Source organism: Pseudonocardia asaccharolytica DSM 44247 = NBRC 16224 (assembly GCF_000423625.1).
GTDB classification, from domain to species: domain Bacteria; phylum Actinomycetota; class Actinomycetes; order Mycobacteriales; family Pseudonocardiaceae; genus Pseudonocardia; species Pseudonocardia asaccharolytica.
The window spans coordinates 19,190-44,463 of the sequence record NZ_AUII01000024.1; the positions used below are offsets into that span (position 1 = coordinate 19,190).

The following is a 25,274-nucleotide window of genomic DNA, read 5'->3' on the forward strand; positions in this document are numbered from 1 at the left end:
CTCTCCGCGCCGGCGAGGCGGCCGGGCGGAGTCGATTCCCGGGAGGACCGATGCCCCGTCTCGCCCGTTCCGAGTGGTACGACCTGGCCAGGGACATGAACTGGAAGGTCTCCTACGTCGAGGAGTCCGACGCATGGCCGGATGAGCTCTCCACCGCGAAGGGCATTCCGATGGAGGCCTGGTGGGGCTGGGACGAGCCCTACAAGGTCAGCTATCGCGAGTACGTACACAACCAGGCCGGCAAGGACGCGTCCGTCTACGCGGTGAACTCCGTCGTCGCGCGGTCGAAGATGTTCTCGCAGTTGGACGAGGGCTGGAAGTCGGCGATCCTCGCCCACTACGGGGCGATCGCCGCCGCCGAGTACCTGGCCAGCATCGGCGAGTCGCGGATGGGCCGGTTCGGGCGCGCGGCCGCGTGGCGCAACATGGCCCTGTACGGCACGCTGGACGAGATCCGCCACGGCCAGATCCAGACCTACTTCCCCTACGGGCTGCTGGATCGCGAGCCGCGGGCCGACTGGGCGCACAAGACGTTCCACACCAACGAGTGGGGCGCGATCGCGGCCCGCCACCTGTTCGACGACATGTTCACCGCCAACGACGCGGTCTCCACGGCCATCCAGCTGACCTTCACATTCGAGACGGGGTTCACGAACCTGCAGTTCCTCGGCATGGCCGCGGATGCGATGGAGGTCGGCGACATCGACTTCGGTGCGCTCATCTCGTCGATCCAGACCGACGAGGCCCGGCACTCGCAGCAGGGCGAGCCGACGATGAAGCTCCTCATCGAGCACGGCCACAAGGACTACGCCCAGAAGCTCGTCGACCACATGTTCTGGCGGTCCTGGCACGTCTTCGCGCTGCTGACCGGCCTGTCGATGGACTACTACACCCCGCTGGAGCACCGCTCGCACTCGTTCAAGGAGTTCATGGACGAGTGGATCGTCAAGCAGTTCCTCGACCAGTTCCGCGACTTCGGCCTGGAGCCGTCGTGGTACTGGGAGGACTTCCTCAAGGAGACCAACTGGTACCACCACGCGCTGCACCTGGGCGTCTGGTTCTGGCGGCCGACCGTGTGGTGGAACCCCGACGGCGGTGTCTCGCCCGCGGAGCGGGAGTGGCTGGAGGAGAAGTACCCCGGCTGGAACGACACGTTCGGCAGGTACTGGGACGTCATCGCCGAGAACGTGCGCAACGGCAGGCCGGAACTGACGCTGCCCGAGACCTTCCCGATGGTGTGCAACATGTGCCAGATCCCGCTGTGCAATCCGGCGGGCCACGCGGCCGGTCATCTGGACAGCCCGGTTCCGCTCGTCCACGACCACGCCGGCCGCCGTTACACCTTCTGCTCGCAGCCGTGCAAGTGGATCTTCGAGCAGAACCCGGGCAGGTTCCAGGGCCACATGTCGATCATCGACCGGTTCCTGGCCGGCCAGATCCAGCCGCCCACGGTCCCCGGCGCCCTGGCCTACATGGGCCTGTCCCCGGAGGAGATGGGCCGGGACGCCACCGACTGCTCATGGGCGTTCGCGAACGGAACCGTGCTGACGAGGGGTGCATGATCATGGCGCCGTTCCCGGTGCAGGGAATCACCGAAGGCGACTTCGTCGTCGTGCTCGTCCCGGTCGACACCGAGGACCCGATGACGACGGTCGCGGAGAAGATCGCGCACCACGCGGTGAACCGGCGGGTGCCCGAGAACGACAGGCCGATGGTGGTCCGGCACAACGGCAGGGTGCTGGCCGCGGACACCACCGTGGTCGACGCCGGGGTCGCCCCGCTCGACGTGCTCGAGGTCGTGCACCCGTCATGACCGACCAGATCCGCTGGGTGGAGGCCGCCACCCTCGACGAGCTGTGGCAGGGCGAGATCCTCGACGTCGAGCTCGAGGGCGAACCCGTACTGCTCGTCCACCTGCTCGACGGGGCGATCCGGGCCTACCAGGGCATCTGCCCGCACCAGGAGGTGCTCCTCGCCGACGGGAAGTGGGACGAGGAGACCAACGTGCTGCTGTGCGGCGGCCACCACTGGGAGTTCGACCTGACCTCGGGGAGCGGGATCAACCCGTCCGGTTGCCGCCTCTACCGCTACCCGGTGCGGACCGACGGTGCGGCGGTCCGGGTCGGCCTCCCCCAGGACGGCGAACGGCACTACAACCGCTGCCCCGGCACGTGAGAGGACGAAAGTGATGACCGACAGGCACGTCAAGATGGTCGGCCCCGTGGTGCGCGGGATGGACGCCGACCTCGCCGAGGCGGTGATCGAGGCCGTCGAGATCGACAACCCCGGCGCGCAGGTACACGTCGACGACCGGGGCGGCTACATCCGGGTCAGCGTCCCGCAGCGCTGCCGGCTCACCCAGACCAGCCTGGAAGAGGCGCTCGGGCGCCCGTTCCCGCTCGCCCAGCTCGAGCCGTCCCTGTCCGCCTTCGCGGGGCGGATGAACCTCACCGACGACGAGATCGTCTGGTACCTGGACCGAGAGGACTGAGATGACTCCCGCTACGAGCACCGGCGCCCGCCGCCGGGCCAGGACGTGGAGCCTGCTGGGGGACGTCCGCCGCAAGGTGACCCCCTACGAGGCCGTCACGGCGAAGTTCCACTACCATTTCCGGCGCGACCCGGCCCCGTTCGAGCTCGACCCGGAGATGTCGCTCAACCGCTGGTACCTGCGGCACCGGGAGAACTCGCCGTTCCAGGTCGACGACTGGGAGGACTTCCGGGACCCCTTCAAACTGACCTACAAGGACTACGTCTCGCTGCAGCACGAGCGGGAGCTCTACCTCGACGGGCTGGTCGACCAGTACGAGGTCGCGGACGTCACGGCCCGGCTCGACGAGGGGTGGGTCGAGACCCTCCGCCGGCTGTTCGTCCCCCTGCGCTTCCCGCTGCACGCCCTGCAGATGATCAGCTTGTACGTCGGCCAGATGGCCCCCTCGTCGTTCATCACGAACCCGGCGTCGTTCCAGGCCGCCGACGAGATGCGCCGCATCCAGCGCCTGGCGTACTGGACCAAGGTTCTCGGCAACACCCACGGCGACCACATCGCCACCACGGCCGCCGCCCACGATCCCTGGGCGGAAGGCGGCGAATGGCAGCCGCTGCGCGAGACCGTCGAGCGGCTGCTGGTCACCTACGACTGGGGCGAGGCGTTCGTCGGGCTGAACCTGGCGGTGAAGCCGGCGCTCGACACGCTCATCGACTGGCAGCTCGGCGAGCTCGCCGACCGCAACGGCGACGTGTTCCTGTCCCTGCTGTTCTCCGAGTTCGAGCGGGACGCCCGACGCAGCAGGGAGTGGTCGGCGGCGCTGGTCGACTACGCGCTGACCCGTGACCCGGGCCTGCGCGGCGTGGTGACCGGCTGGCTCGACGTCTGGACCCCGTCGGCCGAGCGCGCCTGTGACGGGCTCGCGCCGCTGTTCGAGAAGGCGCCGGAACCGATCCCGGCCGCCGACGTCGCGAGCGCGGTCCGTGCCCAGCTGGCGCAGCTGCGGACGACGTGCGGGCTGTAGCCGGCAGCCATGAACAGGTACGCGGTCACCGTCGCGGGGGGCGGCCCGACGTTCGAGGCGGGGGCGGGGGAGCGGATCCTCGGCGCGGCCCGGCGCGCCGGGGTGTGGCTCCCGTTCGAGTGCGGCTGGGGCAGCTGCGCGTTGTGCAAGGTCACCCTCGTCGAGGGCGAGGTCGGCCTGCTGTTCCCGGACGCTCCGGCCGTCACCCCGCGCGACGCGCGCCGCCGGCGCATCCTGACCTGTCAGTCCACGCCGCGCTCCGACCTGACCATCAAGCCGCTCGCGGTCGGCTTGATGGTCAGGTCGGAGACACCGGCCGAGCGCCCGACCGCGGACCACACCGGTGAGCTGGTCGGACGGGACGAGCTCGGCCCGGACATCCGCCGGTTCGTCTTCCGGCTGGAGCGGGCGGCCGACTTCCGGGAGGGCCAGTACGCGATCCTGGATTTCGGGGACGGGTTGCGGCGCTGCTACTCGATGTCCAGCCGGTCGGGGTCGCCCCTCGTCGAGTTCGTGACGAAGCGCTATCCGGGGCGGGCCGGCAGCGAGCGGCTGCATTCCCTGCCGCTGGGTGCCACGGTCGAGCTGGAGCTGCCCTACGGCGACATGTGGCTGCGTCCAGGCGCACGTCCGGTGGTCCTGATCGCCGGGGGTGTCGGGATCTCCGCGGTGCTGGCCCTGCTGCGGCAGCTGCACGCCGCGGTGGACCCACGCCCCGTCCTGGTCTTCTACGGGGCCGGCTCGCGCCCCGAGCTGGTCTGCTGGGACGAGGTCGAACATCTCGTCCACGGGTTGCCCGGCGGCAGCCTGCACGGCGCGCTGACGAGCCCCGAGAACGGCTGGCCCGGCACAAACGGCCTGGTCACCGACGCCCTCGCCGAGCACCTCCCGGCACCCGAGACCGCCGACCACTACCTCGCCGGCCCACCCCCGATGGTCGACGCCGTGCTCGCCCACCTGCGGGCGCGCGGCGTCGAGCTGACCCGAATCCACTACGACCGCTTCGGATGAGAAGCCAGAAAGGTGAGCAACGATGCGCGCAGCGGTGTACCACGGTCCGGGAGACATCCGGATCGACGACGTCGAGGCCCCACGCATCCAGGACCCGGGCGATGTGATCGTCAAGACCCGCACCGCGTCGATGTGCGGCTCGGACCTCTATCTGTTCAACGGCGAGGTCGAGCACATGGTCACCCCGGGACGGACGACGCTCGGACATGAGGTGTGTGCGGAGGTCGTCGAGGTCGGCGGCGCCGTGGGCCGCTTCGCCGTCGGAGACCGGGTCACCTTCCCCTACTCCGTCAGCTGCGGCACCTGCTTCTGCTGCCGGGTGGGCCAGACGGCGCACTGCGAGACGTCCGGCAAGGCGATCTACGGCTTCGGGATGGCGTTCGGCGACCTGGGCGGCAGCCAGGCCGAGTACGTCCGGGTTCCACTGGCGGACGGTCATCTCGAGCACGTACCGCCGGAGATCGGCGACGAGGCAGCGATCTTCCTGTCCTGCAACCTCCCGGCGGCGGTCACCGCCGTCGACGCGGCCGCGATCGAGCCCACGGACACCGTTGCCGTCGTCGGCTGCGGGCCGACCGGTCTGCTGGCCCTGGAGCTGGCCCGGCAGCGGACCGGTCAGGAGATCCTCGCGTTCGACCGGGTGCCGGAGCGTCTCGTGCGGGCGAAGGAGCTGGGCGCACGACCCGTCGACGTCGAGTCCGCCGAGCTGGACGGCCTGGTCGCCGAGGCGACGTCCGGCCGCGGCGTGGACAAGGTGATCGAGTTCGCCGGGCGCGGAGACGCGTTCAACCTGGCCGTGTCGATCAGTCGGCCCGGCGCCGTGATCAGCGGGGGCGGCGTCTACCTGGAGCAGGCGCACCCCGTCTCGCTGTTCGACATGTACTTCAAGAACCTGCAGATCCGCCTCAACGGGTTCGCGAACGCCAAGACGGCGCAGTGGAAGGCGATGCAGATGGTGGCCAAGAAGGTGATCGACCCCACCACGGTGGTCTCCCACGAGGTGGATCTGGATGGGCTGCCGTCAGCAGCAGCGGCGTTCGCCGGACGCCGCGGGGGCTTAGTGAAGATGCTGGTCCGCGTGTAGGCCGCGGCGCGCCCGGCTGGCCGCCAGGTGCTCGGCCGCCGCCACCGTCTCGATCATGACGATGCAGAGCGGCTCCGGGGGCTGCGGCGCCAGGCGCGACCGCCACCCGGCCCGCACCGGACCGAAGCTGCGCGAGCTGGCCGGCGGGAACCGGCATGCCTCCACCGCCGCCCTGGCCTCGGCGGCGGAGTCGACCAGTGGGACGACCACGCCGTCCGCACCCCGGTCGAGCGCCTTGCAGATCACGGCCGGGGAGTTCGACGCGACCCGCACCAGCGCCGGTGTCACGATCGCGGTGAGCGCCTGCAGCATCGCGAGCAGCGCGTCCTCGCCGATCAGGCCGTGCTGGGTGTCGATGCACGCGAACCCGAAACCGATCGACCCCATGAGCTCGGCCGTCCCCGAGCCGGGCAACTGCATCCACCCGCCCACGAGGTCGTCGCCGAGCCGTGCCGCGAGGTCGGTGCCCTCCACCCCACCCAGCCTGCCCGATCTGCGGCCCGCGCGCCTGTCGAGGCGCGGGCGTGTCCTCGCCTAGGCTCGATCGTCGGTCGGTGGTGGGGAGCAGGGGGGCACGGGTGCTCGGGGTCAGTCATGCCCTGTCGGGTGCGGCGCTGGGTCTGGCGGTCGCGGGCTTCGGGTCGTGGCTGGTCGAGGTGCCGGCCACCGCGGGCAGCGTGCTCACCTTCTCCGCGGTCTGCGCGGGTGCGGCGCTGCTGCCCGACCTCGACCACCCGAGCTCGACGGTCACCCGCCGGTTCTCCTGGGCGTCGATGGTCGCCAGCCGGGTGGTGCGCCCGCTGTCCGCGCTGCTCTACCGGGCCACCCGGGCGTCCCGCGACACCGGTCGCGGCACCCACCGCGGCCTCACCCACACCGCGCTGTGCGCCGTGCTGATCGGGGTGCTGGTGAACCTCGCCTCGGCGCGCTGGGGCACGCCGGTGCTGGTGGGCACCCTGTTCGTCTGTCTGGCGCTGGCGATCAAGGGCCTCGACGCGCTCGTCCCCGGGCCACCGTCGCTGGTGATCGCGGCGGGGCTCACCTACGCCGTCGAGGTGTGGGTGCCCGGCGGCACCGCCGGGACGGCCGGGTGGCTCGGCGCGGCCGTGACCCTCGGCATGCTGGTGCACGCCGTCGGCGACGCGGTCACCGAGTCCGGCGCGCCGCTGCTGTGGCCGCTGACCATCCGGCGCCGCCGCTGGTACCCGGTCGGCACCCCGCGGCCGCTGCGGTTCCGCGCGGGTGGGCGGGTCGAGACGATGCTCGTGGCGCCGGCGCTCACGGTCGGCGTGCTGGTACTGGTGGTGCTCGTCGTGCCGGGGGTGTTGCCGCTGGTCCTGCGGATCGGTGCGCACGTCGGGCAGTTGCTGCCGCACTGAGATCGACCGGCGGGGCTGACGCCCCCACCCGTCGAGGCGGGTCCGGGGGATGGGCGATGATGCGGGCGTGCACCACGCGCTGCCTGCCCGCCCGGTGATCGGCATCCTCCATCCCGGGGCGATGGGCGCGGCCCTCGGAGCCGCGCTCAAACCGGTGGCGGGCGCGGTGATCTGGGCGGCGGCGGGCCGCAGCCAGGGAACGTCCAAGCGCGCCGAACTGGCCGACCTGGTGGGCGTCCCCGATCTCGGCGAGCTGGCCCGCCGTTCCGACATGATCGTCTCGATCTGCCCGCCGCACGCGGCTCGGGACGTCGCCGAGCAGGTCGCCGCGGCCGTCGTGGGGCGTCCGGATCCGCCGCTGCTCGTCGAGGCCAATGCGGTGTCCCCGGCCACCGTGCGCGAGATCGGGGCGTCGCTGGGCGCGGAGAAGGTCGTCGACGGTGCGGTGATCGGCCCGCCGGCGTGGGAGCGGGGACATTCGGTGCTGTGGCTGTCCGGCGGGGCGGCGGGCGTGATCGCGGAGCTGTTCGCGGGCTCGCCGTTCGAGGCCCGGGTGCTCGGTCCCGAGCTCGGCACCGCGAGCGCGCTCAAGGCGTGCTTCGCGTTGCAGAGCAAGGCGCTCCCGGCGATCTGGCTGGAGCTCGCGGCCGCCGCGCGCCGGTTCGGGGTGGACGAGGCGTTGCGCGGCGAGCTCGCCCGGACCGGCGTCGATCTCGACGCCGAGCTCGACGGGGTGACCCGGCGCGCGGGGGCCAAGGCGTGGCGCTGGGCCGGTGAGATGGACGAGGCCGCCGAGGCGATCGCGGCGCTGGGCCTGCCCGACGGCTTCTCCCGGGCCGCCGCGGAGATCTACCGTCGCGCGTCCGACGGGTCACTGCCGGGCTGGTCTCAGCCCGCCGCGACCTAGTTCGAGCCGCTGTTCCAGCCGCGGTTGGCCATCGGGCCTGCCTTCCCGGGCGCCGCCCACCCGAGGGCCAGCGCCGCGACGAGCGTGCTGAGCAGGGCCGCCGACACCAGTCGAGTGTGGTTCATGGACGGGCTCCTTAGATGTGGTGATCTGTCGCCCAGCGTGGCTGCGTCGCCCACCAGAGTCGTGTCTCTTGCGGGAATGTCACTCAAAAGTGTGATCCATTCAGTACGTCAGGTTGCGCTGAACGTGCCGTCTCTGGGCTCGCCGTTCTGGCCGGCCCGGCGAGCGTGGCGCAGCCGGCCCAGATCGTCATCGGCGAGCGCGGTCCAGAACCGCAGCGCCGCGTACTCGATCTCCAGGCCGAGTTCCAGGGTCAGCATCCGCGGGCGGGCGCCGGGGCCGTCGGGATCGCCACCGAGTCGCTCCTGCATCCCCTCGTAGACCGCGATCCGATCCTGATGCCGCTTGATCTGCTCGTGGGCGAGCGCGGCGATGTTGGCGGGGTCGCCGGCGCAGCCGAAGAACAGCTTCAGCTCCGCGATGTCGCGTATCTGGAAGTGGTCGTGGGTCGGGGCGGCGAGCCAGACCTCCAGCGTCGCCCGCCCGGCGTCGGTCAGCGAGTAGGTCTTGCGCCGCCGCCCGATGTCCTCGGTCGTCACGCCCAGCAGGCCGAGCGTGGCCAGCCGGGCGGGTTCGGAGTACAGCTGCGCGTGCGGGAAGTGCCAGAAATAGCCGACCGAGTCCCCGACCATGCGCTTGAGGTCGTACGGCGTCGAGGGGCCGCGAAGCGCGATCATGCCAAGCACAACGTAGGACGTCGCGGACAACCGGGCGGCGCTCACGGATCCGATCGTATCGGTGGCCGAGCGTGACGGAAGGGCGTTCATCGACCACTCTTCAGCGGGAACGCGAGCGATCCATCGTCACGGACGGCGGGAAGGACCCCACCGTCCTTCCCTACACGTCCCCCAATCATTGACGGATCGTCGGTGCACCAGCCCGACCGCAGCGGGGCGTTGGAGTCCACCGACGATCCCGCCGCCGACCGTGACACCCAGTTCGCCTACGGTCTCGGGCGCCTGCTCGACGGGGTGGAGCGGCTCATCGAGCAGCGCCCCACCCCCTCGTCGACGGGTGAGAGGAGGGGCGAGGGGGATCAGTGGCCGCCGAGTGGCTCCACCGTCGTCACCCAGACGACCGGGGCGCCCCCCTCGTCGGACGCCGCGAGGTCGACCTCCGCGCTGATCGCCCAGTCGTGGTCGCCCGCCGGGTCGTCGAACACCTGCCGGACGAGCCAGCGCTCCGGTTCCTCGCTGATCGTGACGAGGTGCGGGCCGCGCGCGTTGGGGCCGGTGCCGATGGCCGAGTCGTCGCGCCCGTGCTCGGCGAAGTACGGCTCCAGCGCCGCGCGCCAGGCCGCCGCGTCCCAACCGGCCTCGGCGTCGAGCTCGCTCAGGGCGTCCCATCGGTTCAGCGCCGCGAGCTCGACGCGGCGGAACATCGCGTTGCGCACCAGCACCCGGAACGCCCGGGTGTTGCGGGTGACACCCGCGGGCCCCTCGTCGAGAGCGGGCGGATGCGCCTGCTCGCCCGCGCCCGCGCCCGCCGCGAGCGCCTCCCACTCGTCGAGCAGGCTGGAGTCGACCTGGCGGACGAGCTCGCCGAGCCATTCGATGACGTCGGCGAGCTCCTCGGTCTTGGCCTCGTCGGGCACGGTCTGGCGCAGCGCCCGGTAGGCGTCGGCGAGATAGCGCAGCACCAGCCCCTCCGAGCGGGCGAGCTGGTAGTGCGAGACGTACTCGGCAAACGTCATGGAGCGGGTGAACATGTCCCGCACGACCGACTTCGGCGACAGCCGCGCATCCTCCACCCACGGATGGCCGCGCCGGTAGGTCTCCAGCGCGGCGTCGAGCAGCTCCTCGAGGGGTTTCGGATAGATGACGTCCTCGAGCAGCACCATGCGCTCCTCGTACTCGATCCCCTCGGCCTTCATCGCGGCGACGGCCTCGCCGCGGGCCTTGTTCTGCTGCGCGTACAGCACGGCGCGAGGGTCGTCGAGCGTCGCCTCGACGACCGAGACGACGTCCATCGGGTAGTCGGGCGAGGCCCGGTCGAGCAGCTCGATCGCGGCCAGCGCGAAGGGGGACAGCGGCTGGTTGAGCGCGAAGTCGAGCTGCAGGTCGCCGACGATACGCACCCGGCGGCCCTCCGCATCGGGGTCGGGGAACTCCTCGACGACGCCCGCGGTGCGCAGCGCCCGGTAGATCGCGATCGCCCGGCGGATGTGGCGGCGCTGCCGCTCGCGGGGCTCGTGGTTGTCCTCCAGCAGGTGACGCATCGCGGCGAACGGGTCGCCGGGCCGGGAGATGACGTTGAGCAGCATCGCGTGGGTTACCACGAAATGGCTGGTCAGCGGCTCGGGCTGGGCGTTCTGCAGCCGCTCGTAGGACTTCTCCGACCAGCCGACGAACCCCTCCGGCGGCTGCTTGCGCACCACCCGGCGGCGCCTGCGGGGATCGTCGCCCGCCTTCGCGAGCGCCTTGGCGTTCTCCACCTCGTGCTCGGGGGCCTGCGCGACGACGGTGCCGACGGTGTCGTAGCCCGCCCGGCCGGCCCGCCCGGCGATCTGGTGGAACTCGCGCGCCCGCAGGCCGCGGGTGCGCACCCCGTCGTACTTCGACAGCGCGGTGAACAGCACCGTGCGGATCGGCACGTTGATCCCGACGCCGAGGGTGTCGGTACCGCAGATGACCTTGAGCAGCCCGGCCTGCGCCAGCGTCTCCACCAGCCGCCGGTAGCGGGGCAGCATCCCCGCGTGGTGCACGCCGATCCCGTGGCGCACCAGCCGGGAGAGCGTCTTGCCGAACCCGGCGGTGAACCGGAAGCCCCCGATCAGGTCGGCGATCGCCTGCTTGTCCTGTTTCGACGACACGTTGACGCTCATCAGAGCCTGCGCCCGTTCGACCGCCGAGGCCTGCGTGAAGTGCACGACGTACACCGGCGCCTCGTGGGTGGCCAGCAGCTCGGCGATCGTCTCGTGCAGCGGGGTGAGCGCGTAGCGGAAGTACAGCGGCACCGGCCGCTGCGCCGAGGTGATCACCGCGGTGGCCCGGCCGGTCCGCCGGGTGAGGTCGTCGCGGAAGAAGGAGACGTCGCCCAGGGTCGCGCTCATCAGCAGGAACTGTGCCTGCGGAAGCTCGATCAGCGGCACCTGCCAGGCCCAGCCGCGGTCGGGATCGGCGTAGTAGTGGAACTCGTCCATGACGACGCTGCCGACGTCGGCGCCCCGCCCGGAGCGCAGCGCGATGTTCGCCAGGATCTCCGCCGTGCAGCAGATGATCGGCGCGGTCTCGTTCACCGCGGCGTCCCCGGTGAGCATGCCGACGTTGTCCGCACCGAACACCTCGATGAGCGCGAAGAACTTCTCGCTCACCAGCGCCTTGATCGGCGCCGTGTAGAAGGTGCGCTCGCCGCGGGCCAGGGAGATCGCGTGCGCCGCGATCGCGACCAGCGACTTTCCCGAGCCCGTCGGGGTGGAGAGGATGACGTTGCTGCCCGTGACGAGCTCCAGCAGCGCCTCGTCCTGCGCCGGGTACAGCGAAAGGCCCTGCTCGGTGAAGGCCCAGTCGGCGAAGGTCTCGACGAGCGCGTCGGCGTCGAAGGGGGAGGGCAACCGGTCGGTGAGCGTGCGCGTCATGGTCTGCCGATCGTCCCCCCTCACCGCCTGCCCGGCGCCCGCGGGGCCCGGCACCGGGCCGCTCGTCCCTCCGCGGCCGCCGCACGGCTACCGAGGGCCGCAAGAGATGCGGCCGCTGACTACGCTGCGTGTGTGATCTGCTGGGCCCGATCGGGCGGTATGCCCGATTTCGTGCCCGCCATGCGTGCCGCTCCCGGCACCCTCCCCACCGGCCAGGGCTGGGCGGTCGAGCTCGCCTGGGAGGGCCTGCGATGCATCGCCTACGCCCGTCCCGGCCACCTCCGCCTGCTCACGGTGCGCGACCTCCCGGTGACGGGGTCGTTCCCGGAGCTTCGGGTGCTCGCGGCGACCGCGCCGCGGCGGGGGATGGTGCTCGAAGGCACGATCGTCGTGCCCGACGACACCGGCCTGCCGAGCGCTCGGCTGCTGCGCAGGCGCACCGCCACCGGCAGGCCCGGGGCGGCGCTGCTCGACGAACTCTCGGCCGGCTTCTTCGTCAGCGACCTGCTGTGGCTCGACGGTGCGTCCACCCTCGCGTTGCCCTACGGCCGCCGCCGGGCCCTCATCGAGGGGCTCGGCCTCGCCCGGCAACCGATCGTGGTCTCGCCCTCGTGGCCGGCCGGCGACGCCGGGCAGGTGCTGCAGATGGCGCGGCGCTACGGTATGGACGTCATCTACGCGAAGCGGCTCGACGCCCCCTACCAGCCGGGGCGGCGCACCCGCAGCTGGCTGCGGGTGCCGGTGTGCCGCATCCAGCGGGTGGTCGTCGGCGGCTGGAGTCCCGCCGACCCGCGGCGCCCGGAGTCGGTGGCCGCGCTGCTGCTCGGCGTGCCGGAGCACGACGGGCTGCGCTACGTCGGTCGGGTGGGGCTCGGCTCCGGCCCTGACCATCACGCCGTCGCCGAGCTGCTACCCGGGCTGCAGGCGGGGGCGTCGCCGTTCGCCGAGCCGCTGCCGGATCCGGTCGCGGCAGACGCCGTCTGGGCGGTGCCGCGGCTGGTCGGATGCGTCGAGTTCACCGAGTGGACAGCGGGCGGGCGGCTACGGCTGCCGGTCTGGCGCGGGCTCGATGAACGCGGTGATCTCGGCGAGGTTGCTGAGGCCGGCGAGACGGACGCCGGCCCGCCGCAGGTCCCGGCCGCAGGTCCCGGCCGGCCGGCGGCGCCGCGCACCCGCGTCGGCGGGAGTGCCGCGACCGTCCCGCAGCCGCAGGCCGGGGCTGCGGGCGAGACGGTCCGGACCCGCCGGCTCGAGCAGCACTTCGTCTACAACGCCCTCAACACGATCGCGGCGCTCGTGCGCACCGATCCGACCCGCGCCCGGGAGCTGCTGCTCGGCTTCGCCGACCTCACCCGGGCCGCGGACCAGCCCGCCGACGCCGCCATCCCGCTGGAGGCGGAGCTGGCGTCGGTGCGCGCCTACCTCGACCTCGAGCAGGCCCGGTTCGGACGGCGGTTGCGCGCGGCCGTCACCGTCGAGCCCGCGCTGGCGGAGGTCCCGGTCAGCCCGACGTCGGTGCTCACGGTGGTCCGGGAGATCGTCCAGCGGCGCATCGAGCCACGGCCGGAGGGCGGCAGCCTGGTGGTCACGGTCGCCGCCGACGGCGCCGGCTGCCTCGTCACGGTGCTCGACGAGGGGATGGGGGAGCGGCGGGAGCTGCGCGTCGGCGCCGCCGGGCCGGACCCGTGAACGGGCCCGGTCCGTACCGTTCCCGTCGGCGGCGAGCGGCGCGGCGGACCAGGAACCGGCCGCAGGTCCACACCGTGTCCAGCACCAGGATGGAGGACGTATCCGGGTCGGGATCGCCGCCGGGCCGGGTTACTCGCCCGGCGAGAGCGCGGGGGGCTCCTTGCGCCGCCCGCCGCGCTGCATGTCACCGGTCGTGATGCGCCGGCGCGGGTCGATCAGCCGCTTCCACTTGGCGTGGGCGGCCTGCCGGCTCGACAGCTGCGCCTCGACGGCCTCGGCCACCTGCCGCCAGGTCATCCCGTCGGCGCGCAGACCGCGGATGAGGTCGCGTTCGTAGTAGTCGGCGAGCCTGCGCATCTCGTGGACGAGCGCGTACCAGGCGGCCGGGCCGCGGCGAGGCAGCTCGCCCGCCTTGGCCAGCTCCTTGAGCCGGTCGAGCTGTTCGGCCAGGGACGGCCCCGGATGTTCCGGGAACGGTCCCATCCGCTCCATCCAGCGCTTCGCTTCGTCGTACTTCATACGTCGTTCATACATTGACGCACCGCCCAGGGGAAGGGTCCCTGCGCATTCGTCCGGCACCACACCCGTTGTCATTCATAGATTGACACGACGCACCGGAAACCCAGGACCCACCGACAAGACACACCCACCCGTCACGCCTCATCCGGGACAGGCCTCGAAGGGGAAGACCCCATGCCTCCGAACGGCCGACGGGCCGGCTCGCCGGATGCGGTCCCGAACCCGCCCGGCCGGTCCGATGGCGCGGCGCCCGCCGTCATCGGAGTCCTGCCCTGCGGTCCGCATCGAACACCCGCTACCGTGCGCTCATGCTGGGCCTCCCCGATGGCACCCGGGCCTGCCTCTTCGACCTGGATGGCGTCCTGACCGACACCGCGAGCGTGCATGCCGCGGCCTGGAAACAGATGTTCGACGAGTTCCTGCGCGCCCGGGCCGACCGGTGCCGCGAGGAGTTCCGCCCATTCGACGTCTCGGCCGATTACGGCCCCTACGTCGACGGCCGTCCCCGCCTGGAGGGCACCGAGATCTTCCTGCGCTCCCGCGGCATCGAGTTGCCCATGGGCGATCCGGACGATCCGCCGGACGCCGAGACCATCTACGGGCTGTCGACCCACAAGAACGACCTGGTGCAGGTGAAGATCCAGGCCGACGGGGTGGACGTCTACCCCGGCTCGGTCCGCTACCTCCAGGCGGTCCGCGACGCCGGGCTGCGTACCGCCGTCGTGTCGTCGTCGGCGAACGCGAGCCAGGTCCTCGACGCGGCCGGGCTGGTAAAGTACATCGACCATCGGGTGGACGGGGTCGTCGCCAAGGCGCGTGGCCTGCAGGGCAAGCCGGCGCCGGACACGTTCCTCGCGGCGGCGGCCGATCTGGGGGTGGAGCCGGCCGCGGCCGTCGTCTTCGAGGATGCGCTGGCCGGGGTCCAGGCCGGCCGCGCGGGCCGTTTCGGGTCCGTGGTCGGGGTCAACCGGTTGGATCAGGCCGACGCGTTGCGCGCGCACGGCGCCGATGTCGTCGTCGACGACCTCGCGGAGCTGCTGGTGGCGGCCTCATGACGGCGGCGGCGGACTCCGGGCGGCCCTTCACCGTCGAACCGTGGATCGTGCGCGAACCGGTCCTGCACCTGGATGCCATGGGGCAGACGGAGTCGGTGTTCGCCCTGTCCAACGGCCATATCGGATTGCGCGGCAACCTCGACGAGGGGGAGCCGCACGCGATCCCGGGCACCTATCTCAACTCGCTCTACGAGCGCCGCCCGCTGCCGTATGCCGAGGGCGGCTACGGGTACCCGGAGTCCGGTCAGACGATCATCAACGTCACCAACGGCAAGCTCATCCGGTTGCTCGTCGACGACGAGCCGTTCGACCTGCGCTACGGCGAGCTCCGCCGCCACGAGCGGGCGCTGGACCTGCAGGCGGGCATCCTGACCCGCGACGTCGAGTGGGTCTCGCCCGCGGGGCGCGCGGTCCGGCTGCACAGCGAGCGACTGGTGTCGCTGACCCAGCGGGCGATCGCCGCGATCAGCTACGAGGTGGAGGTGTTGGACGAACCGGCGCTGCTGGTCGTGCAGTCGGAGCTGGTCGCGAACGAACAGCTGCCCGCCGTCGACGACGGCGACCCGCGCGTCGAGGCGGCGCTGGCCGAACCCCTCGTCGCCGAGCAGCACCGCAGCGGCGAGGCGGGCGCCACGCTGGTCCATCAGACCCGGGTGTCCGGGCTGCGGCTGGCGGCCGCGATGGACCACGAGGTGCACGGCCCGGAGCGGGTCAAGGTCACCTCGGAGGCCACCGAGGACATCGGCCGCACCACCGTGATCACCCGGCTGAAGCCGGGGGAGAAGCTGCGGGTGGTCAAGTACCTGGCCTACGGCTGGTCGGCGCGCCGGTCGCTGCCCGCCGTGCACGACCAGGTGCGCGCGGCGCTGGCGGCGGCGCGGTTCACCGGGTGGGACGGCCTGGTGGCCGAGCAGCGCTCCTTCCTCGACGACTTCTGGGCGACCGCGGATATCGAGATCGACGGCGACGCCGAGCTGCAACAGGCAGCCCGGGTCGCCACGTTCCACGTGCTGCAGGCCGGGGCGCGCGCCGAGCGCAGGGCGATCGGGGCCAAGGGCCTCACCGGCAACGGCTACGACGGCCACACCTTCTGGGACACCGAGACGTTCTGCCTGCCGGTGCTGTCCCATCTCGCTCCGGACGCCGCCGCCGATGCTCTGCGGTGGCGGCAGTCGATCCTGCCGCTGGCCATGGAGCGGGCTCAGCAGCTGGGGCTGGCCGGCGCGGCGTTTCCGTGGCGCACCATCCGCGGGCAGGAATGCTCCGGGTACTGGCCGGCGGGCACCGCGGCGTTCCACATCAACGCCGATATCGCCGACGCCGTGCGCCGGCACGTCGCGGCGACGGGTGATACCGCGTTCGAGTGCGAGGTCGGCCTGGAGCTGCTGGTGCACACGGCGCGGCTGTGGCGCTCCCTCGGCCATCACGACTCGGCGGGCGAGTTCCGCATCGACGGGGTCACCGGCCCCGACGAGTACACCGCGATCGTCGACAACAACGCCTACACCAACCTGATGGCGCAGCTGAACCTGCGCTACGCCGCCGAGGTCGCCGCGCGGTATCCACGGGCGGCGGCGCGGCTGGGCGTCAACGCCGAGGAGATGGCGAGCTGGCGCGACGCGGCGAGGGCGATGCGCATCCCGTACGACGAGAGCCTCGGCGTGCATCCGCAGGCGGAGGGGTTCACCGACCACCAGCGGTGGGACTTCGAGAACACACCGCCGGAGAAGTACCCGCTGTTGCTCAACGTCCCGTACTTCGACCTGTACCGCAAGCAGGTGATCAAGCAGGCCGACCTGGTGCTCGCCATGCAGCTGCGTCCGGAGGTGTTCAGCCCCGAGCAGATGGCCCGCAACTTCGCCTACTACGAGGCGATCACGGTGCGGGACTCGTCGCTCTCCGCGGCGACGCAGGCGGTCGTCGCGGCCTGGACGGGACATCTCGACCTCGCCTACGACTATCTTGCCGAGGCGGCGCTGATCGACCTCAACGACCTGGCCGGAAACACCGGCAACGGCATCCATATCGCGTCGATGGCCGGCACGTGGAGCGCCGTGGTCAGCGGCTTCGGTGGGATGCGTTCGGACCGCGATGGGATCTCCTTCGCACCGCAGCTGCCCTCGGCCCTTTCCCGGATCTCGTTCGGGCTGAAGTGGCAGGGCCGGCAGCTGCGCGTCACGATCACCAAGGACGAGGCGGAGTACCGGCTGGTCAGCGGTCCGCCGATGCGCCTGCGCCACCACGACGAGCCACTCGCGCTGGCCGATGACCCGGTGATCCGGCCGATGCCGCCGCCGGCTGTCGTCGAGCCGGTGGAGCAGCCGTACGGTCGGGCGCCGCGGCAGCGCCATCCGGGCTGAGCTTCGTTCCTGTGCGCGGTAGGTCGTGCTCGGGCAGACTCACCGCGCACGAGTGGACTCCAGCGCTTGCGGGTATGCGCCCTCTCCGACGCCCGACCCGCATTGGAGGGACCCGCATGAATCCTGATCGCGCCCGGCAGCTGCTGACGGCCGAGTTGGCGGAGCTCGACGAACGCTCGCATCGCGCCGACATCGAGGCCGACCAGCCCCTGGACGACCCGGTACTGGGCACCCACCCCGGTGACCACGGCAGCGAGGTCGCCGCGCAGATGGACAACACGCTGCTCGCCGACACCGTCGCCGAGCAGCGCAGAAGGGTCGTGCGCGCGCTGGAGCGGCTCGAGGGCGGCAGCTACGGCCGCTGCGCGGTGTGCGGCACCCGGATCGACGACGAGCGGCTCGAGGCCCGTCCCGAGGTGGCCACCTGTCGCGAGCACGCGGACAGCCCGATCGCGGGGGAGTGACCGGCCGCGGCGGTTTGGCGTCCCGGCCGGTGGGTAGCCGATTGTCATGACAGGAAAGCTGGCGGGCAAGCGCATCGCGATCCTGGCGACCGACGGCGTCGAGCAGGTCGAGCTGACGAACCCGCGCGACGCGGTCACCGCGGAGGGCGCCCGGACGGAGCTGGTCTCGATCTCCACGGGGGAGATCCAGGCGATGAACGGCGACATCCGGCCTGCCGACACGTTCCCGGTCGACCGGACGGCGGACCAGGCGTCCGCATCCGACTACGACGCGCTGATCATGCCGGGCGGAACGGTGAACGCCGACCGGCTCCGGATGGACCGGGACGTGCGCACCTTCGTGGCGGAGATGCTCCGGGCCGGGAAGCCCGTCGGGGTGATCTGTCACGGCCCGTGGACGCTGATCGACGCCGACGTGGCCAAGGGCCGCACCCTGACCTCGTACCCGAGTCTGCGCACCGACCTGCGCAACGCCGGTGCCGAGACGGTCGACCAGGAGGTCGTCAACGACCACGGGCTGGTGTCCAGCCGCGGCCCCAAGGACCTCCCCGCGTTCTGCACCGCGATCGTCGAGGAGTTCGCGCGTCCCCCGAGCTGAGCAGGGCGGGCCGGGGTGCCGCCGCCGGTCATGCGCCGCCGCCGGTCATGCGCCGCCGCAGGGCGGCCACGGTCTGGGCGAGCAGCCGCGACACGTGCATCTGGGAGATGCCGATCTCGTTCGCGATCTGGGTCTGGGTCATGTTCCCGAAGAACCGCAGGACGAGGATCGTGCGCTCGCGCCGCGGGAGCTCGTCGAGCAGCGGGGTGAGCGTCTCGCGGTACTCGACCTTGTCCAGCTCCGCGTCGGCCTCGCCCAGGGTGTCGCGCAGCACGGCGTCGGCGCCCGCGACCAGCTCGTCGAGCGACGACGAGCGGTAGGCGTGCTGGGCGGCGAGCCCCTCCAGCACCTCCTCGGTGCTGATCTCGAGCCGCTCGGCGATCTCGCTGGGTCGCGGTGCCCGCCCGAGCTCCTGGGAGAGAGGATCCACCGCCTTGTTGATCGAGCTCTGCAGCTCCTTGAGCCGCCGCGGTACACGCATCGACCACGTCCGGTCGCGGAAATGCCGGCGGACCTCGCCGGTGATCGTGGGTACGGCGTAGGACAGGAAGTCGACGTCGCGACGCGGGTCGAACCGGTCGACGGCGTTGATCAATCCGACGGTGCCGATCTGCTCGAGATCGTCGACGGGCTCACCGCGACCCGCGAATCGCCGCGCGATGTGCTTGACGATCGGCAGATGGCCCGTGACCAGCCTGGACCGCAGCTGCTCGTGTTCGGGGCTGCCGGGTTGGAGGGCGGCCAGTTCGGTGAACAGGGGCGCGAGCGAGGCATACCCGGAGCCGGACGGACCTTCGGAGCGTTGCTCAGCAGCCATGCCGTGCGGGACTGCTGCGGAACAGAGAACACTGCACGGCTCGATCTACCCGACGCTTCCGACCAGGAAACCCGAGCGCTGGTAGGTTGGATGACCGCGTGCTCACCGGAACCGCACATCGTCCGGGAGCTTTGTCATCCGTCCACGCGTGCGAAGGTGTTGTCCTGGTGTCGAACAGCGCGTCGTCCGCAAGTCCGCTCGATCCCGAAGGCCAGGATGCGCTCGCTCATGAGCAGCAGTACGTCACGATGCTGTATGCGCGTCTCGACGATCGCCGGGCCGAGACGGCGCGGCGGCTGCAGAACGTCCTGCAGGGCGAGACTGTCGGTACCCCGCAGGCGCTCACCGAACGCGACGCCGCGGTCGCCATGTACACCGACCGGCTCGCCGCACTGCGCGCCGCCGAGCACGGGCTGGCCTTCGGCCGGCTGGACACCGAGGCGGGAGAGATCCGCTATATCGGCAGGCTCGGGTTGCTCGACGAGGAGCGCGAGTACGAACCTCTCCTGATGGACTGGCGCGCGCCCGCGGCCCGGCCGTTCTACACCGCGACGGCGGCGTCCCCCGAGGGCATGCGACGCCGCCGTCATCTGCGGACCCGCGGACGCACCGTCGTCGCGATCGACGACGAGGTGCTCGACCTCGCCGACGCCGAGGCGCTGGCCGGGCACTCCGGGCTGACCAGCGAGGCCGCGCTGATGGCGGCGGTGTCGCAGGCGCGTACCGGGCGGATGAGCGACATCGTCGCCACCATTCAGGCCGAGCAGGACCGGATCATCCGCTCCAAGCCGTCCGGGGTGCTGGTGGTGCAGGGCGGGCCGGGTACCGGCAAGACCGCGGTCGCGCTGCACCGCGCCGCCTACCTGCTCTACACCCACCGCGACCGGCTGGCCCGCCGCGGCGTGCTGGTGGTCGGTCCGAACGCCACATTCCTGCGCTACATCGGGCAGGTGCTGCCGTCGCTGGGTGAGACGAGCGTGGTGCTCGGCACCGTCGCGCAGTTGCACCCCGGGCTGCACGCCCGGCGGGTCGAGGACGCCCGGACCGCGGCGCTCAAGGGTCGGGCGGAGATGGCCGCGGTGGTGGCCACCGCGGTGCGTGACCGTCAGCAGGTGCCGCGCAAGCCGATCGAGCTCGTCGTCGAACAGCAGCGGGTGCGGCTCGACCGCGAGGTCGCGAACGCCGCGCGGACCCGGGCCCGACGGTCGCGCAAACCGCACAACGAGGCGAAGCGGATCTTCCATCGGGAGGCGGTGCGGCTGCTGGCCGAGCAGGTGGCGGCCGACCTCGGCAGCGGCGGGCTGCTCACGGCCGGGGACCTGGAGGACATCCGGGCCGAGCTCACCGAGAGCCCGCAGCTGTCCCGCGAGCTGGACGCGCTGTGGCCCACGCTGTCGGCCGAGCAGCTGCTGACCGACCTGTTTGCCGATCCGAGGCGGTTGGGCTTGGTGGCCCGGCGGATCCCGGCCGCGGAGCGCGCGTTGCTGGCCCGGCCCGCTCCGGCCGAGGACGTGCCGCTCGACGAGCGCTGGTCCCCGGCCGACGTTCCGCTGCTGGACGAGGCCGCCGAGCTGCTGGGCGATGACGGGCGCAGCGCCGCGGCGGAGGCCGCCGCGGCGCTGCGCGCCGAGGTCGAGTACGCCCAAGGTGTCCTCGACGTCCTCGACCTGGAGGACGATCTGGACCCGGAGCTGTTGCGCGCCATCGATATCGTCGACGCCGACCGGCTCGCCGAACGGCAGCGGGTGCGCCGCTACGACTCCACCGCCGACCGCGCCGCCGCGGACCGGGAGTGGACCTACGGGCATGTGATCGTCGACGAGGCGCAGGAGCTGTCCCCGATGGCGTGGCGGTTGATCATGCGCCGGGTACCGAGCCGGTCGATGACGGTGGTCGGCGATATCGCCCAGACCGGGGATCTGGCCGGTGCAGGCTCATGGCGCGAGGTGCTGGGCACGTTCGTGGCCGACCGCTGGCGGCTGGAGGAGCTGACCGTCAACTATCGGACACCCGCCGAGATCGCCGACGTCGCCGACGATGTGCTGGCGGAGATCGATCCCGGCCTCGCGCCGCCGCGCTCGGTGCGCAGCACGGGTGTGCCGCCACGGGCGCTGCAGCTCGCCCCCGGTTCGCTCGCCGGGTCGGACGGCGTGCTCGCCGATATCGTGGCGCAGGAGCGCGCCGCCGTCGGCGAGGGCCGGGTCGCCGTGCTCGCCCCCGCTGGGCGGGTGGCGGCGCTGCGCGGATGCCTGCCCGGGTTCGCGGGCGAGGACGATCTCGAGGCGCCGGTCGTGGTGCTGCCGATCATGGCCGCCAAGGGCCTCGAGTTCGACTCCGTGGTGCTGGTGGAGCCCGCCGAGGTGCTCGCGGGGTCCCCGCGCGGAGTCAACGACCTGTACGTCGCGCTCACCCGCGCCACCCAGCGGCTCACCGTCGTCCACACCGACGAGCTCCCGCCGGTCCTCAAACGCCTCCGCCGCCCGTGAGTGCGTAACAGTGTTCTAACACTGTTACGCACTCACGGGCCAGTGGCAGCGACGGATGTAGCAGGCTGGGGGTTGGTCGCGGTGCGCGGCGACGACGGCGGGAGCTCGACGCCGGGCTCAACCACCTGGTTTTCCACGGCCCCGGCCACGACCAGCAGCGGTTCCTGACCCAGTTCGCCGCGGACGTGCTCCTGAGGCTGCGGGCGCTGGGCTGACGACGCGATGGCGGCGTCCGGCCGCCGCCGGTGTCCCGGTGGCGGCCGGCCCTGGGCTCAGCGCAGGCCGAGCTTGCGTGAACAGGCCGGCCAGGCACCCCAGCCCTGCGCGGTCAGCACTCGTTCGGCGACGGCGATCTGCTGTTCCCGGCTTGCGTTCTGCGCGAGGCCGGTGCCGCCGAAGGCGCGCCAGGTCGACGGCGTGAACTGCAGACCGCCCGCGAAGCCGTTGCCGGTGTTGATGTTCCAGTTGCCGCTGCTCTCGCATTGGGCCAGCCGGTCCCACGTCGAGCCCGAGGCGGCGTTCGCGGTGCCGGTGACCGCGAAGGGGGCGGTAGCCGCGAGAGCGCCGGCCAACGCGAGTCGCATGAGATTCCGGCCGGAGAAGAAGGTACGGAGAGTGGACATAGATGTTCTCCCACCGCGCCATGGAGGAACTCCGGGCAAATTCCGCGCACGGATATGCTCGGGTGACCGGAGTCAACCGCGCTCCGCAGACGTTTCCTGCAAAGCGTTCGGCATGATTCCTCGCCCCGTCCCGGCTCATGTGATCGACGGACCGACGCCGCAGGACAGGGCAGGGCGCGACGGGCCGGTGTGCGTTCCTGACCGGACTCGGGGGCCGGCCGCCGAGGACCCTACGCACCTGGACCCGGTCCAGCACAACTCGATCAACGGTGACCAATCTCACGGCAGGGCACTATTTCCCCCCGAACCGTCGCCATTGCGGCTGGTCAGTCCCGGACTTGATAACGAGAGGATCACGCTCGGGGAATCGCTTTCAAACTGGAACTCTACCGAATTGGTCACACGCGGTTCCCGTCGGCAAACATCGATCTCCGTCGCGCCGTCTGCCGTGCCGCACCCGGCCACCGGGGATATGTTGTCCAGGGCGGGCACTACCGGGCGTCGAGCGGAGGCCGAGATGGTCGTAATCCGATCGCCTCACGACATCGCGGCCGAGCCGTGCGGAGTCCGGTGACCATGTCGGGCGGTGAGCTCGCGACATTCATCGGTTCGCTGGCGCTGGTCGACCATCACTCCCATGGGGTCGCGGCCGGCCCGTTGGACGGCCCGGCATTCGAGGCGCTGCTGAGCGAGGGCGGCGCGCCGGCGCCGGGCATGTCGAACTTCGACACCCCGCTGGGACTGGCGCTGCGCCGCTGGTGCGCACCGGCGCTGGGGCTGCCCCCGCACGCCGCCCCGCAGGACTACCTCGCCCGGCGCGCGGAACTCGGCGCGGCGGAAGCGGCCGCGCGGCTCCTGAGATCCACCCGCACCCACGAATATCTGATCGACACCGGATTCCGCAGCGACGAACTCCTCGACCCCGCACGGTTCGCCGCGGTCTCCGGCGCGCGGGCGCACGAGGTCGTCCGGCTCGAAGCGGTCGCCGAGACGCTCGCCGGGGCTTCGGTGCGCCCCGCCGGTTTCGCCGACGCGTTCGAGGCGGCGCTCGAGGAGGCGACGGTCGGCGCGATCGGGCTCAAGAGCATCGTGGCCTATCGCGGCGGCTTCGACTTCCCGCCCGACCCACCGGCACCGACCGAGGTGCGCCGGGCCGCCGAGAGCTGGCTCGGGAGCGGGGCGCGCAGGCTTGATCACCCCGTCCTGCTGCGGCACGTGCTGTGGAGCGGGATCCGGCGCGGTCTGCCGTTGCAGCTGCACGTCGGCTATGGCGATCCCGACCTGGTCCTGCACCGGACCGACCCCAGCAGGCTCACCGGCTTCCTGAAGCTGACGGCGGACAGCGGTGTGCCGGTGCTGCTGCTGCACTGCTACCCGTACCACCGCCATGCGGCCTATCTGGCGGCCGTCCTGCCGCACGTGCATCTCGACCTGGGGCTGGCGATCCCCCATGTGGGAGCGCGGGCGGCCGCGCTGCTGGCCGAGACCCTCGAGCTGGCTCCCTTCGGCAAGCTGCTGTACTCCTCGGACGCGTACGGCCTTCCCGAGCTCTACCTGCTGGGTGCGACGCTGTTCCGACGGGCCCTGGCCCGGGTGCTGGGGGACTGGCTGGACGAGGACGCCCTCGCCCGTTCCGACGCCGAACACATCGCCCGCTCGATCTGCCGGCACAATGCCGAACGCGTCTATGGGCTGGGCCCGGCATGACGGCCACGCTGCTGCGCGCGGTATCCGCGGCGCTGGAGGACGAGCTCGCCGACGCGGTGGAGCTGCGTCACCTGCTGCATGCGCACCCGGACCTGTCCGGGGACGAGGCGCGGACCGCGGACCGGGTGGTCGACGCGCTCGGCGGGAGCGAGGTGTACGAGGTCGCCGCCACCGGACGGCTGATCCCCATCGGCGGCTGCGCCGGACCGGTGGTGGCCGTGCGCGCCGAGCTCGACGCCCTACCGATCATCGAGGACACCGGGGCTCCTTTCGCGGCCACCGTCGGCGCCATGCACGCCTGTGGGCACGACGTGCACCTCGCCGCGCTCGTCGCGCTGGCCAGGGCGGTGCGGCGGGTCGGCACACCGGTGCCGTTGCTCGCCGTTCTCCAGCCCCGGGAGGAGACCCGGCCCTCCGGGGCCCTGGACCTGGTGCGCGAGGAGGCGTTCACGCGGCTGGACGTGCGCGCGGTCATCGGCGCGCACCTACAGCCCGCGCTGCCCGCGGGATGCGTGAGTGCCACCCCAGGGGCGGTGAACGCCTCGTTCGACGAGGTCGTGCTCAGGATGCGGGGCCGCGGCGGCCATGGGGCCTACCCCCACCTGAACCGCGATCCGGTGCTCGCCCTGATGCACGCGCTGGTCGCGGCGCACCAGATCGTCGCCGTACGCACCGATCCGATGCAGTCGGTGGTGTTCACCGTCGGCCACCTCGATGCGCCCGGGACCGCCAACGTCATTCCGGACGCGGCCACCGCGCGTGGGGCACTGCGCGCGCTGCGCGAGGCGGACCGGACGATGCTGCACCGCGAGGTGGGACGTGCGGTGCACGCCGCTGCCGAGGTATTCGGCTGCCAGTGCCAGCTCGAGATCCATGACGGTCAGCCCGCCGTGGTGAACGACGAGCGGCTCGCCGTGGCGACCCGGCGCTGGCTCGACCTCGCGGGTTTCGTGACCGACCGTGCGTTCCGTTCGTGTGGAAGCGACGACTTCGCCTACTACGCCGCCGTCGCACCGTCGCTGATGATGTTCGTCGGGGTGGGGGACGGCGACACCACGGCCGGCCTGCACAGTCCCCGGTTTCTCCCGCCCGACTCGACGGTGCGGGATGTCGCGCGAAGCATGCTCGCCGGCTATCTCGCCGGTGTCGGTGGCTTGGGGTGATCGGCTGGGCCGGGACGCCGCGGACCCGGTCCGGCCTATCGGGGTGGGTCAGCCGGTGATCTGCTTGGCGCCGTCTCCGGCGCCGGTCATCGAGACCGCCCAGGTGCGGTTCCGCTTCGTTCCCTTCGCCGATCCCGAACCGGGCCGGCACACCGGCGCCGAGTACCTGTGATCGCCGCAGCTCCCGGCTCCGGGTCGCC

The 25,274-nt window shown here is 71.9% G+C and carries 25 protein-coding genes and 1 pseudogene; 19 read left to right on the top strand and 7 right to left on the bottom strand.

Annotation, left to right across the window (positions count from 1 at the left end; translation table 11 throughout):
• Positions 1-50 precede the first annotated feature (50 nt).
• From G567_RS0119550 to G567_RS0119580, 7 genes are read left to right on the top strand one after another with little or no spacing between them, the layout of a single operon-like run.
• Positions 51-1,562, top strand: coding sequence for an aromatic/alkene/methane monooxygenase hydroxylase/oxygenase subunit alpha (locus tag G567_RS0119550; RefSeq protein ID WP_028931313.1), 1,512 nt, complete (start codon positions 51-53; stop codon positions 1,560-1,562).
• A gap of 2 nt (positions 1,563-1,564) precedes the next feature.
• Complete coding sequence (locus G567_RS0119555; RefSeq protein ID WP_028931314.1) at positions 1,565-1,813, top strand: toluene-4-monooxygenase system B family protein; 249 nt, start codon at positions 1,565-1,567, stop codon at positions 1,811-1,813.
• On the top strand, positions 1,810-2,175 hold the full coding sequence (locus G567_RS0119560; protein WP_028931315.1) for a Rieske 2Fe-2S domain-containing protein: 366 nt from the start codon (positions 1,810-1,812) through the stop codon (positions 2,173-2,175). The genes G567_RS0119555 and G567_RS0119560 overlap by 4 nt, the downstream gene beginning before the upstream one ends.
• 13 nt (positions 2,176-2,188) lie before the next feature.
• Positions 2,189-2,491: an MmoB/DmpM family protein gene (locus G567_RS0119565; RefSeq protein ID WP_028931316.1), complete on the top strand. Its 303-nt coding sequence runs from the start codon at positions 2,189-2,191 to the stop codon at positions 2,489-2,491.
• A 1-nt stretch (position 2,492) separates the two neighbouring features.
• Positions 2,493-3,512: a ferritin family protein gene (locus G567_RS0119570; protein WP_028931317.1), complete on the top strand. Its 1,020-nt coding sequence runs from the start codon at positions 2,493-2,495 to the stop codon at positions 3,510-3,512.
• Positions 3,513-3,521: 9 nt separating this feature from the next.
• Positions 3,522-4,523 (top strand): 2Fe-2S iron-sulfur cluster binding domain-containing protein, encoded by a 1,002-nt coding sequence (locus tag G567_RS0119575; RefSeq protein WP_028931318.1) that lies wholly within the window; start codon positions 3,522-3,524, stop codon positions 4,521-4,523.
• Between the two features lie 22 nt (positions 4,524-4,545).
• Positions 4,546-5,607: an alcohol dehydrogenase catalytic domain-containing protein gene (locus tag G567_RS0119580; protein ID WP_028931319.1), complete on the top strand. Its 1,062-nt coding sequence runs from the start codon at positions 4,546-4,548 to the stop codon at positions 5,605-5,607.
• On the opposite strand, the gene G567_RS29995 is transcribed toward G567_RS0119580, so the two are convergent.
• Positions 5,581-6,081, bottom strand: a complete 501-nt coding sequence (locus tag G567_RS29995; RefSeq protein WP_051233317.1) for an aldolase/citrate lyase family protein — start codon at positions 6,079-6,081, stop codon at positions 5,581-5,583. The genes G567_RS0119580 and G567_RS29995 overlap by 27 nt on opposite strands.
• An 80-nt stretch (positions 6,082-6,161) precedes the next feature.
• Here G567_RS29995 and G567_RS30000 point away from each other — a divergent pair, with 80 nt between their 5' ends.
• Together G567_RS30000 and G567_RS0119595 are read left to right on the top strand one after the other, a co-directional pair.
• Positions 6,162-6,986, top strand: coding sequence for a metal-dependent hydrolase (locus G567_RS30000; protein ID WP_161631725.1), 825 nt, complete (start codon positions 6,162-6,164; stop codon positions 6,984-6,986).
• A 49-nt stretch (positions 6,987-7,035) separates the two neighbouring features.
• On the top strand, positions 7,036-7,893 hold the full coding sequence (locus tag G567_RS0119595; RefSeq protein ID WP_028931320.1) for an NAD(P)-dependent oxidoreductase: 858 nt from the start codon (positions 7,036-7,038) through the stop codon (positions 7,891-7,893).
• On the opposite strand, the gene G567_RS36720 is transcribed toward G567_RS0119595, so the two are convergent.
• From G567_RS36720 to G567_RS0119610, 3 genes are all read right to left on the bottom strand, one after another.
• Positions 7,890-8,018: a hypothetical protein gene (locus G567_RS36720; RefSeq protein ID WP_261763864.1), complete on the bottom strand. Its 129-nt coding sequence runs from the start codon at positions 8,016-8,018 to the stop codon at positions 7,890-7,892. The genes G567_RS0119595 and G567_RS36720 overlap by 4 nt on opposite strands.
• Positions 8,019-8,126: 108 nt before the next feature.
• Complete coding sequence (locus G567_RS30005; RefSeq protein WP_245585715.1) at positions 8,127-8,738, bottom strand: PadR family transcriptional regulator; 612 nt, start codon at positions 8,736-8,738, stop codon at positions 8,127-8,129.
• 314 nt (positions 8,739-9,052) lie between these two features.
• Positions 9,053-11,593, bottom strand: coding sequence for a DEAD/DEAH box helicase (locus G567_RS0119610; protein ID WP_028931321.1), 2,541 nt, complete (start codon positions 11,591-11,593; stop codon positions 9,053-9,055).
• 180 nt (positions 11,594-11,773) lie between these two features.
• Here G567_RS0119610 and G567_RS32315 point away from each other — a divergent pair, with 180 nt between their 5' ends.
• Positions 11,774-13,282 carry a histidine kinase gene (locus G567_RS32315; RefSeq protein WP_161631726.1) on the top strand — a complete coding sequence of 503 codons (1,509 nt, stop codon included), beginning with the start codon at positions 11,774-11,776 and terminating at the stop codon, positions 13,280-13,282.
• Between the two features lie 129 nt (positions 13,283-13,411).
• Here the strand turns inward: G567_RS32315 and G567_RS0119620 are convergent, their stop codons facing one another.
• On the bottom strand, positions 13,412-13,801 hold the full coding sequence (locus tag G567_RS0119620; protein WP_028931322.1) for a hypothetical protein: 390 nt from the start codon (positions 13,799-13,801) through the stop codon (positions 13,412-13,414).
• A 308-nt stretch (positions 13,802-14,109) separates the two neighbouring features.
• Here G567_RS0119620 and G567_RS0119625 point away from each other — a divergent pair, with 308 nt between their 5' ends.
• The 4 genes from G567_RS0119625 (at position 14,110) to G567_RS0119640 (ending at position 18,278) form a co-directional block, all read left to right on the top strand.
• Positions 14,110-14,856 carry an HAD family hydrolase gene (locus G567_RS0119625; RefSeq protein ID WP_028931323.1) on the top strand — a complete coding sequence of 249 codons (747 nt, stop codon included), beginning with the start codon at positions 14,110-14,112 and terminating at the stop codon, positions 14,854-14,856.
• Positions 14,853-17,216, top strand: a complete 2,364-nt coding sequence (locus tag G567_RS0119630; RefSeq protein ID WP_028931324.1) for a glycoside hydrolase family 65 protein — start codon at positions 14,853-14,855, stop codon at positions 17,214-17,216. Before G567_RS0119625 ends, G567_RS0119630 begins: the two co-directional genes overlap by 4 nt.
• 116 nt (positions 17,217-17,332) lie before the next feature.
• A complete protein-coding gene (locus G567_RS30015; RefSeq protein WP_051233320.1) occupies positions 17,333-17,680 on the top strand; it encodes a TraR/DksA family transcriptional regulator in 348 nt (115 codons plus the stop codon).
• Positions 17,681-17,726: 46 nt separating this feature from the next.
• Complete coding sequence (locus G567_RS0119640) at positions 17,727-18,278, top strand: type 1 glutamine amidotransferase domain-containing protein (RefSeq protein WP_028931325.1); 552 nt, start codon at positions 17,727-17,729, stop codon at positions 18,276-18,278.
• 28 nt (positions 18,279-18,306) lie between these two features.
• Here G567_RS0119640 and G567_RS30020 read toward each other — a convergent pair whose 3' ends face one another.
• Positions 18,307-19,095, bottom strand: a complete 789-nt coding sequence (locus G567_RS30020; protein ID WP_037057722.1) for an RNA polymerase sigma factor SigF — start codon at positions 19,093-19,095, stop codon at positions 18,307-18,309.
• A 248-nt stretch (positions 19,096-19,343) separates the two neighbouring features.
• On the opposite strand from G567_RS30020, the gene G567_RS0119650 reads away from it, so the two are divergent.
• Together G567_RS0119650 and G567_RS36330 are read left to right on the top strand one after the other, a co-directional pair.
• Positions 19,344-21,581: a HelD family protein gene (locus G567_RS0119650; protein ID WP_084796280.1), complete on the top strand. Its 2,238-nt coding sequence runs from the start codon at positions 19,344-19,346 to the stop codon at positions 21,579-21,581.
• A gap of 104 nt (positions 21,582-21,685) precedes the next feature.
• Positions 21,686-21,796, top strand: a pseudogene (locus G567_RS36330) (F420-dependent glucose-6-phosphate dehydrogenase); the annotation flags it as partial.
• 57 nt (positions 21,797-21,853) lie between these two features.
• On the opposite strand, the gene G567_RS0119655 reads toward G567_RS36330, so the two are convergent.
• A complete protein-coding gene (locus G567_RS0119655) occupies positions 21,854-22,165 on the bottom strand; it encodes a transglycosylase family protein (protein ID WP_245585716.1) in 312 nt (103 codons plus the stop codon).
• 615 nt (positions 22,166-22,780) lie between these two features.
• Between G567_RS0119655 and G567_RS0119660 the strand changes: the two genes are divergently transcribed.
• Genes G567_RS0119660 through G567_RS34420 form a run of 3 tightly spaced genes read left to right on the top strand, consistent with a single transcriptional unit; the run spans position 22,781 to position 25,246 of the window.
• The gene (locus G567_RS0119660; protein WP_186814222.1) at positions 22,781-23,911 is read left to right on the top strand and encodes an amidohydrolase family protein; all 1,131 of its coding nucleotides are present in this window, start codon (positions 22,781-22,783) and stop codon (positions 23,909-23,911) included.
• Complete coding sequence (locus G567_RS0119665) at positions 23,908-25,074, top strand: M20 metallopeptidase family protein (RefSeq protein WP_028931329.1); 1,167 nt, start codon at positions 23,908-23,910, stop codon at positions 25,072-25,074. The genes G567_RS0119660 and G567_RS0119665 overlap by 4 nt, the downstream gene beginning before the upstream one ends.
• Complete coding sequence (locus tag G567_RS34420; protein WP_147201169.1) at positions 25,055-25,246, top strand: hypothetical protein; 192 nt, start codon at positions 25,055-25,057, stop codon at positions 25,244-25,246. Before G567_RS0119665 ends, G567_RS34420 begins: the two co-directional genes overlap by 20 nt.
• Positions 25,247-25,274: the final 28 nt, after the last annotated feature.

Excerpts from the sequence above, each read along its gene's own strand:
- G567_RS0119550 (WP_028931313.1), top strand. The coding sequence starts at position 51 with ATGCCCCGTCTCGCCCGTTCCGAGTGGTACGACCTGGCCAGGGACATG.
- G567_RS0119555 (WP_028931314.1), top strand. The coding sequence starts at position 1,565 with ATGGCGCCGTTCCCGGTGCAGGGAATCACCGAAGGCGACTTCGTCGTC.
- G567_RS0119560 (WP_028931315.1), top strand. The coding sequence starts at position 1,810 with ATGACCGACCAGATCCGCTGGGTGGAGGCCGCCACCCTCGACGAGCTG.
- G567_RS0119565 (WP_028931316.1), top strand. The coding sequence starts at position 2,189 with ATGACCGACAGGCACGTCAAGATGGTCGGCCCCGTGGTGCGCGGGATG.
- G567_RS0119570 (WP_028931317.1), top strand. The coding sequence starts at position 2,493 with ATGACTCCCGCTACGAGCACCGGCGCCCGCCGCCGGGCCAGGACGTGG.
- G567_RS0119575 (WP_028931318.1), top strand. The coding sequence starts at position 3,522 with ATGAACAGGTACGCGGTCACCGTCGCGGGGGGCGGCCCGACGTTCGAG.
- G567_RS0119580 (WP_028931319.1), top strand. The coding sequence starts at position 4,546 with ATGCGCGCAGCGGTGTACCACGGTCCGGGAGACATCCGGATCGACGAC.
- G567_RS0119595 (WP_028931320.1), top strand. The coding sequence starts at position 7,036 with ATGGGCGATGATGCGGGCGTGCACCACGCGCTGCCTGCCCGCCCGGTG.
- G567_RS36720 (WP_261763864.1), bottom strand. The coding sequence starts at position 8,018 with ATGAACCACACTCGACTGGTGTCGGCGGCCCTGCTCAGCACGCTCGTC.
- G567_RS0119610 (WP_028931321.1), bottom strand. The coding sequence starts at position 11,593 with ATGACGCGCACGCTCACCGACCGGTTGCCCTCCCCCTTCGACGCCGAC.
- G567_RS32315 (WP_161631726.1), top strand. The coding sequence starts at position 11,774 with ATGCGTGCCGCTCCCGGCACCCTCCCCACCGGCCAGGGCTGGGCGGTC.
- G567_RS0119620 (WP_028931322.1), bottom strand. The coding sequence starts at position 13,801 with ATGAAGTACGACGAAGCGAAGCGCTGGATGGAGCGGATGGGACCGTTC.
- G567_RS0119625 (WP_028931323.1), top strand. The coding sequence starts at position 14,110 with ATGCTGGGCCTCCCCGATGGCACCCGGGCCTGCCTCTTCGACCTGGAT.
- G567_RS0119630 (WP_028931324.1), top strand. The coding sequence starts at position 14,853 with ATGACGGCGGCGGCGGACTCCGGGCGGCCCTTCACCGTCGAACCGTGG.
- G567_RS30015 (WP_051233320.1), top strand. The coding sequence starts at position 17,333 with ATGAATCCTGATCGCGCCCGGCAGCTGCTGACGGCCGAGTTGGCGGAG.
- G567_RS0119640 (WP_028931325.1), top strand. The coding sequence starts at position 17,727 with ATGACAGGAAAGCTGGCGGGCAAGCGCATCGCGATCCTGGCGACCGAC.
- G567_RS30020 (WP_037057722.1), bottom strand. The coding sequence starts at position 19,095 with ATGGCTGCTGAGCAACGCTCCGAAGGTCCGTCCGGCTCCGGGTATGCC.
- G567_RS0119650 (WP_084796280.1), top strand. The coding sequence starts at position 19,344 with ATGCTGTATGCGCGTCTCGACGATCGCCGGGCCGAGACGGCGCGGCGG.
- G567_RS0119655 (WP_245585716.1), bottom strand. The coding sequence starts at position 22,165 with ATGCGACTCGCGTTGGCCGGCGCTCTCGCGGCTACCGCCCCCTTCGCG.
- G567_RS0119660 (WP_186814222.1), top strand. The coding sequence starts at position 22,781 with ATGTCGGGCGGTGAGCTCGCGACATTCATCGGTTCGCTGGCGCTGGTC.
- G567_RS0119665 (WP_028931329.1), top strand. The coding sequence starts at position 23,908 with ATGACGGCCACGCTGCTGCGCGCGGTATCCGCGGCGCTGGAGGACGAG.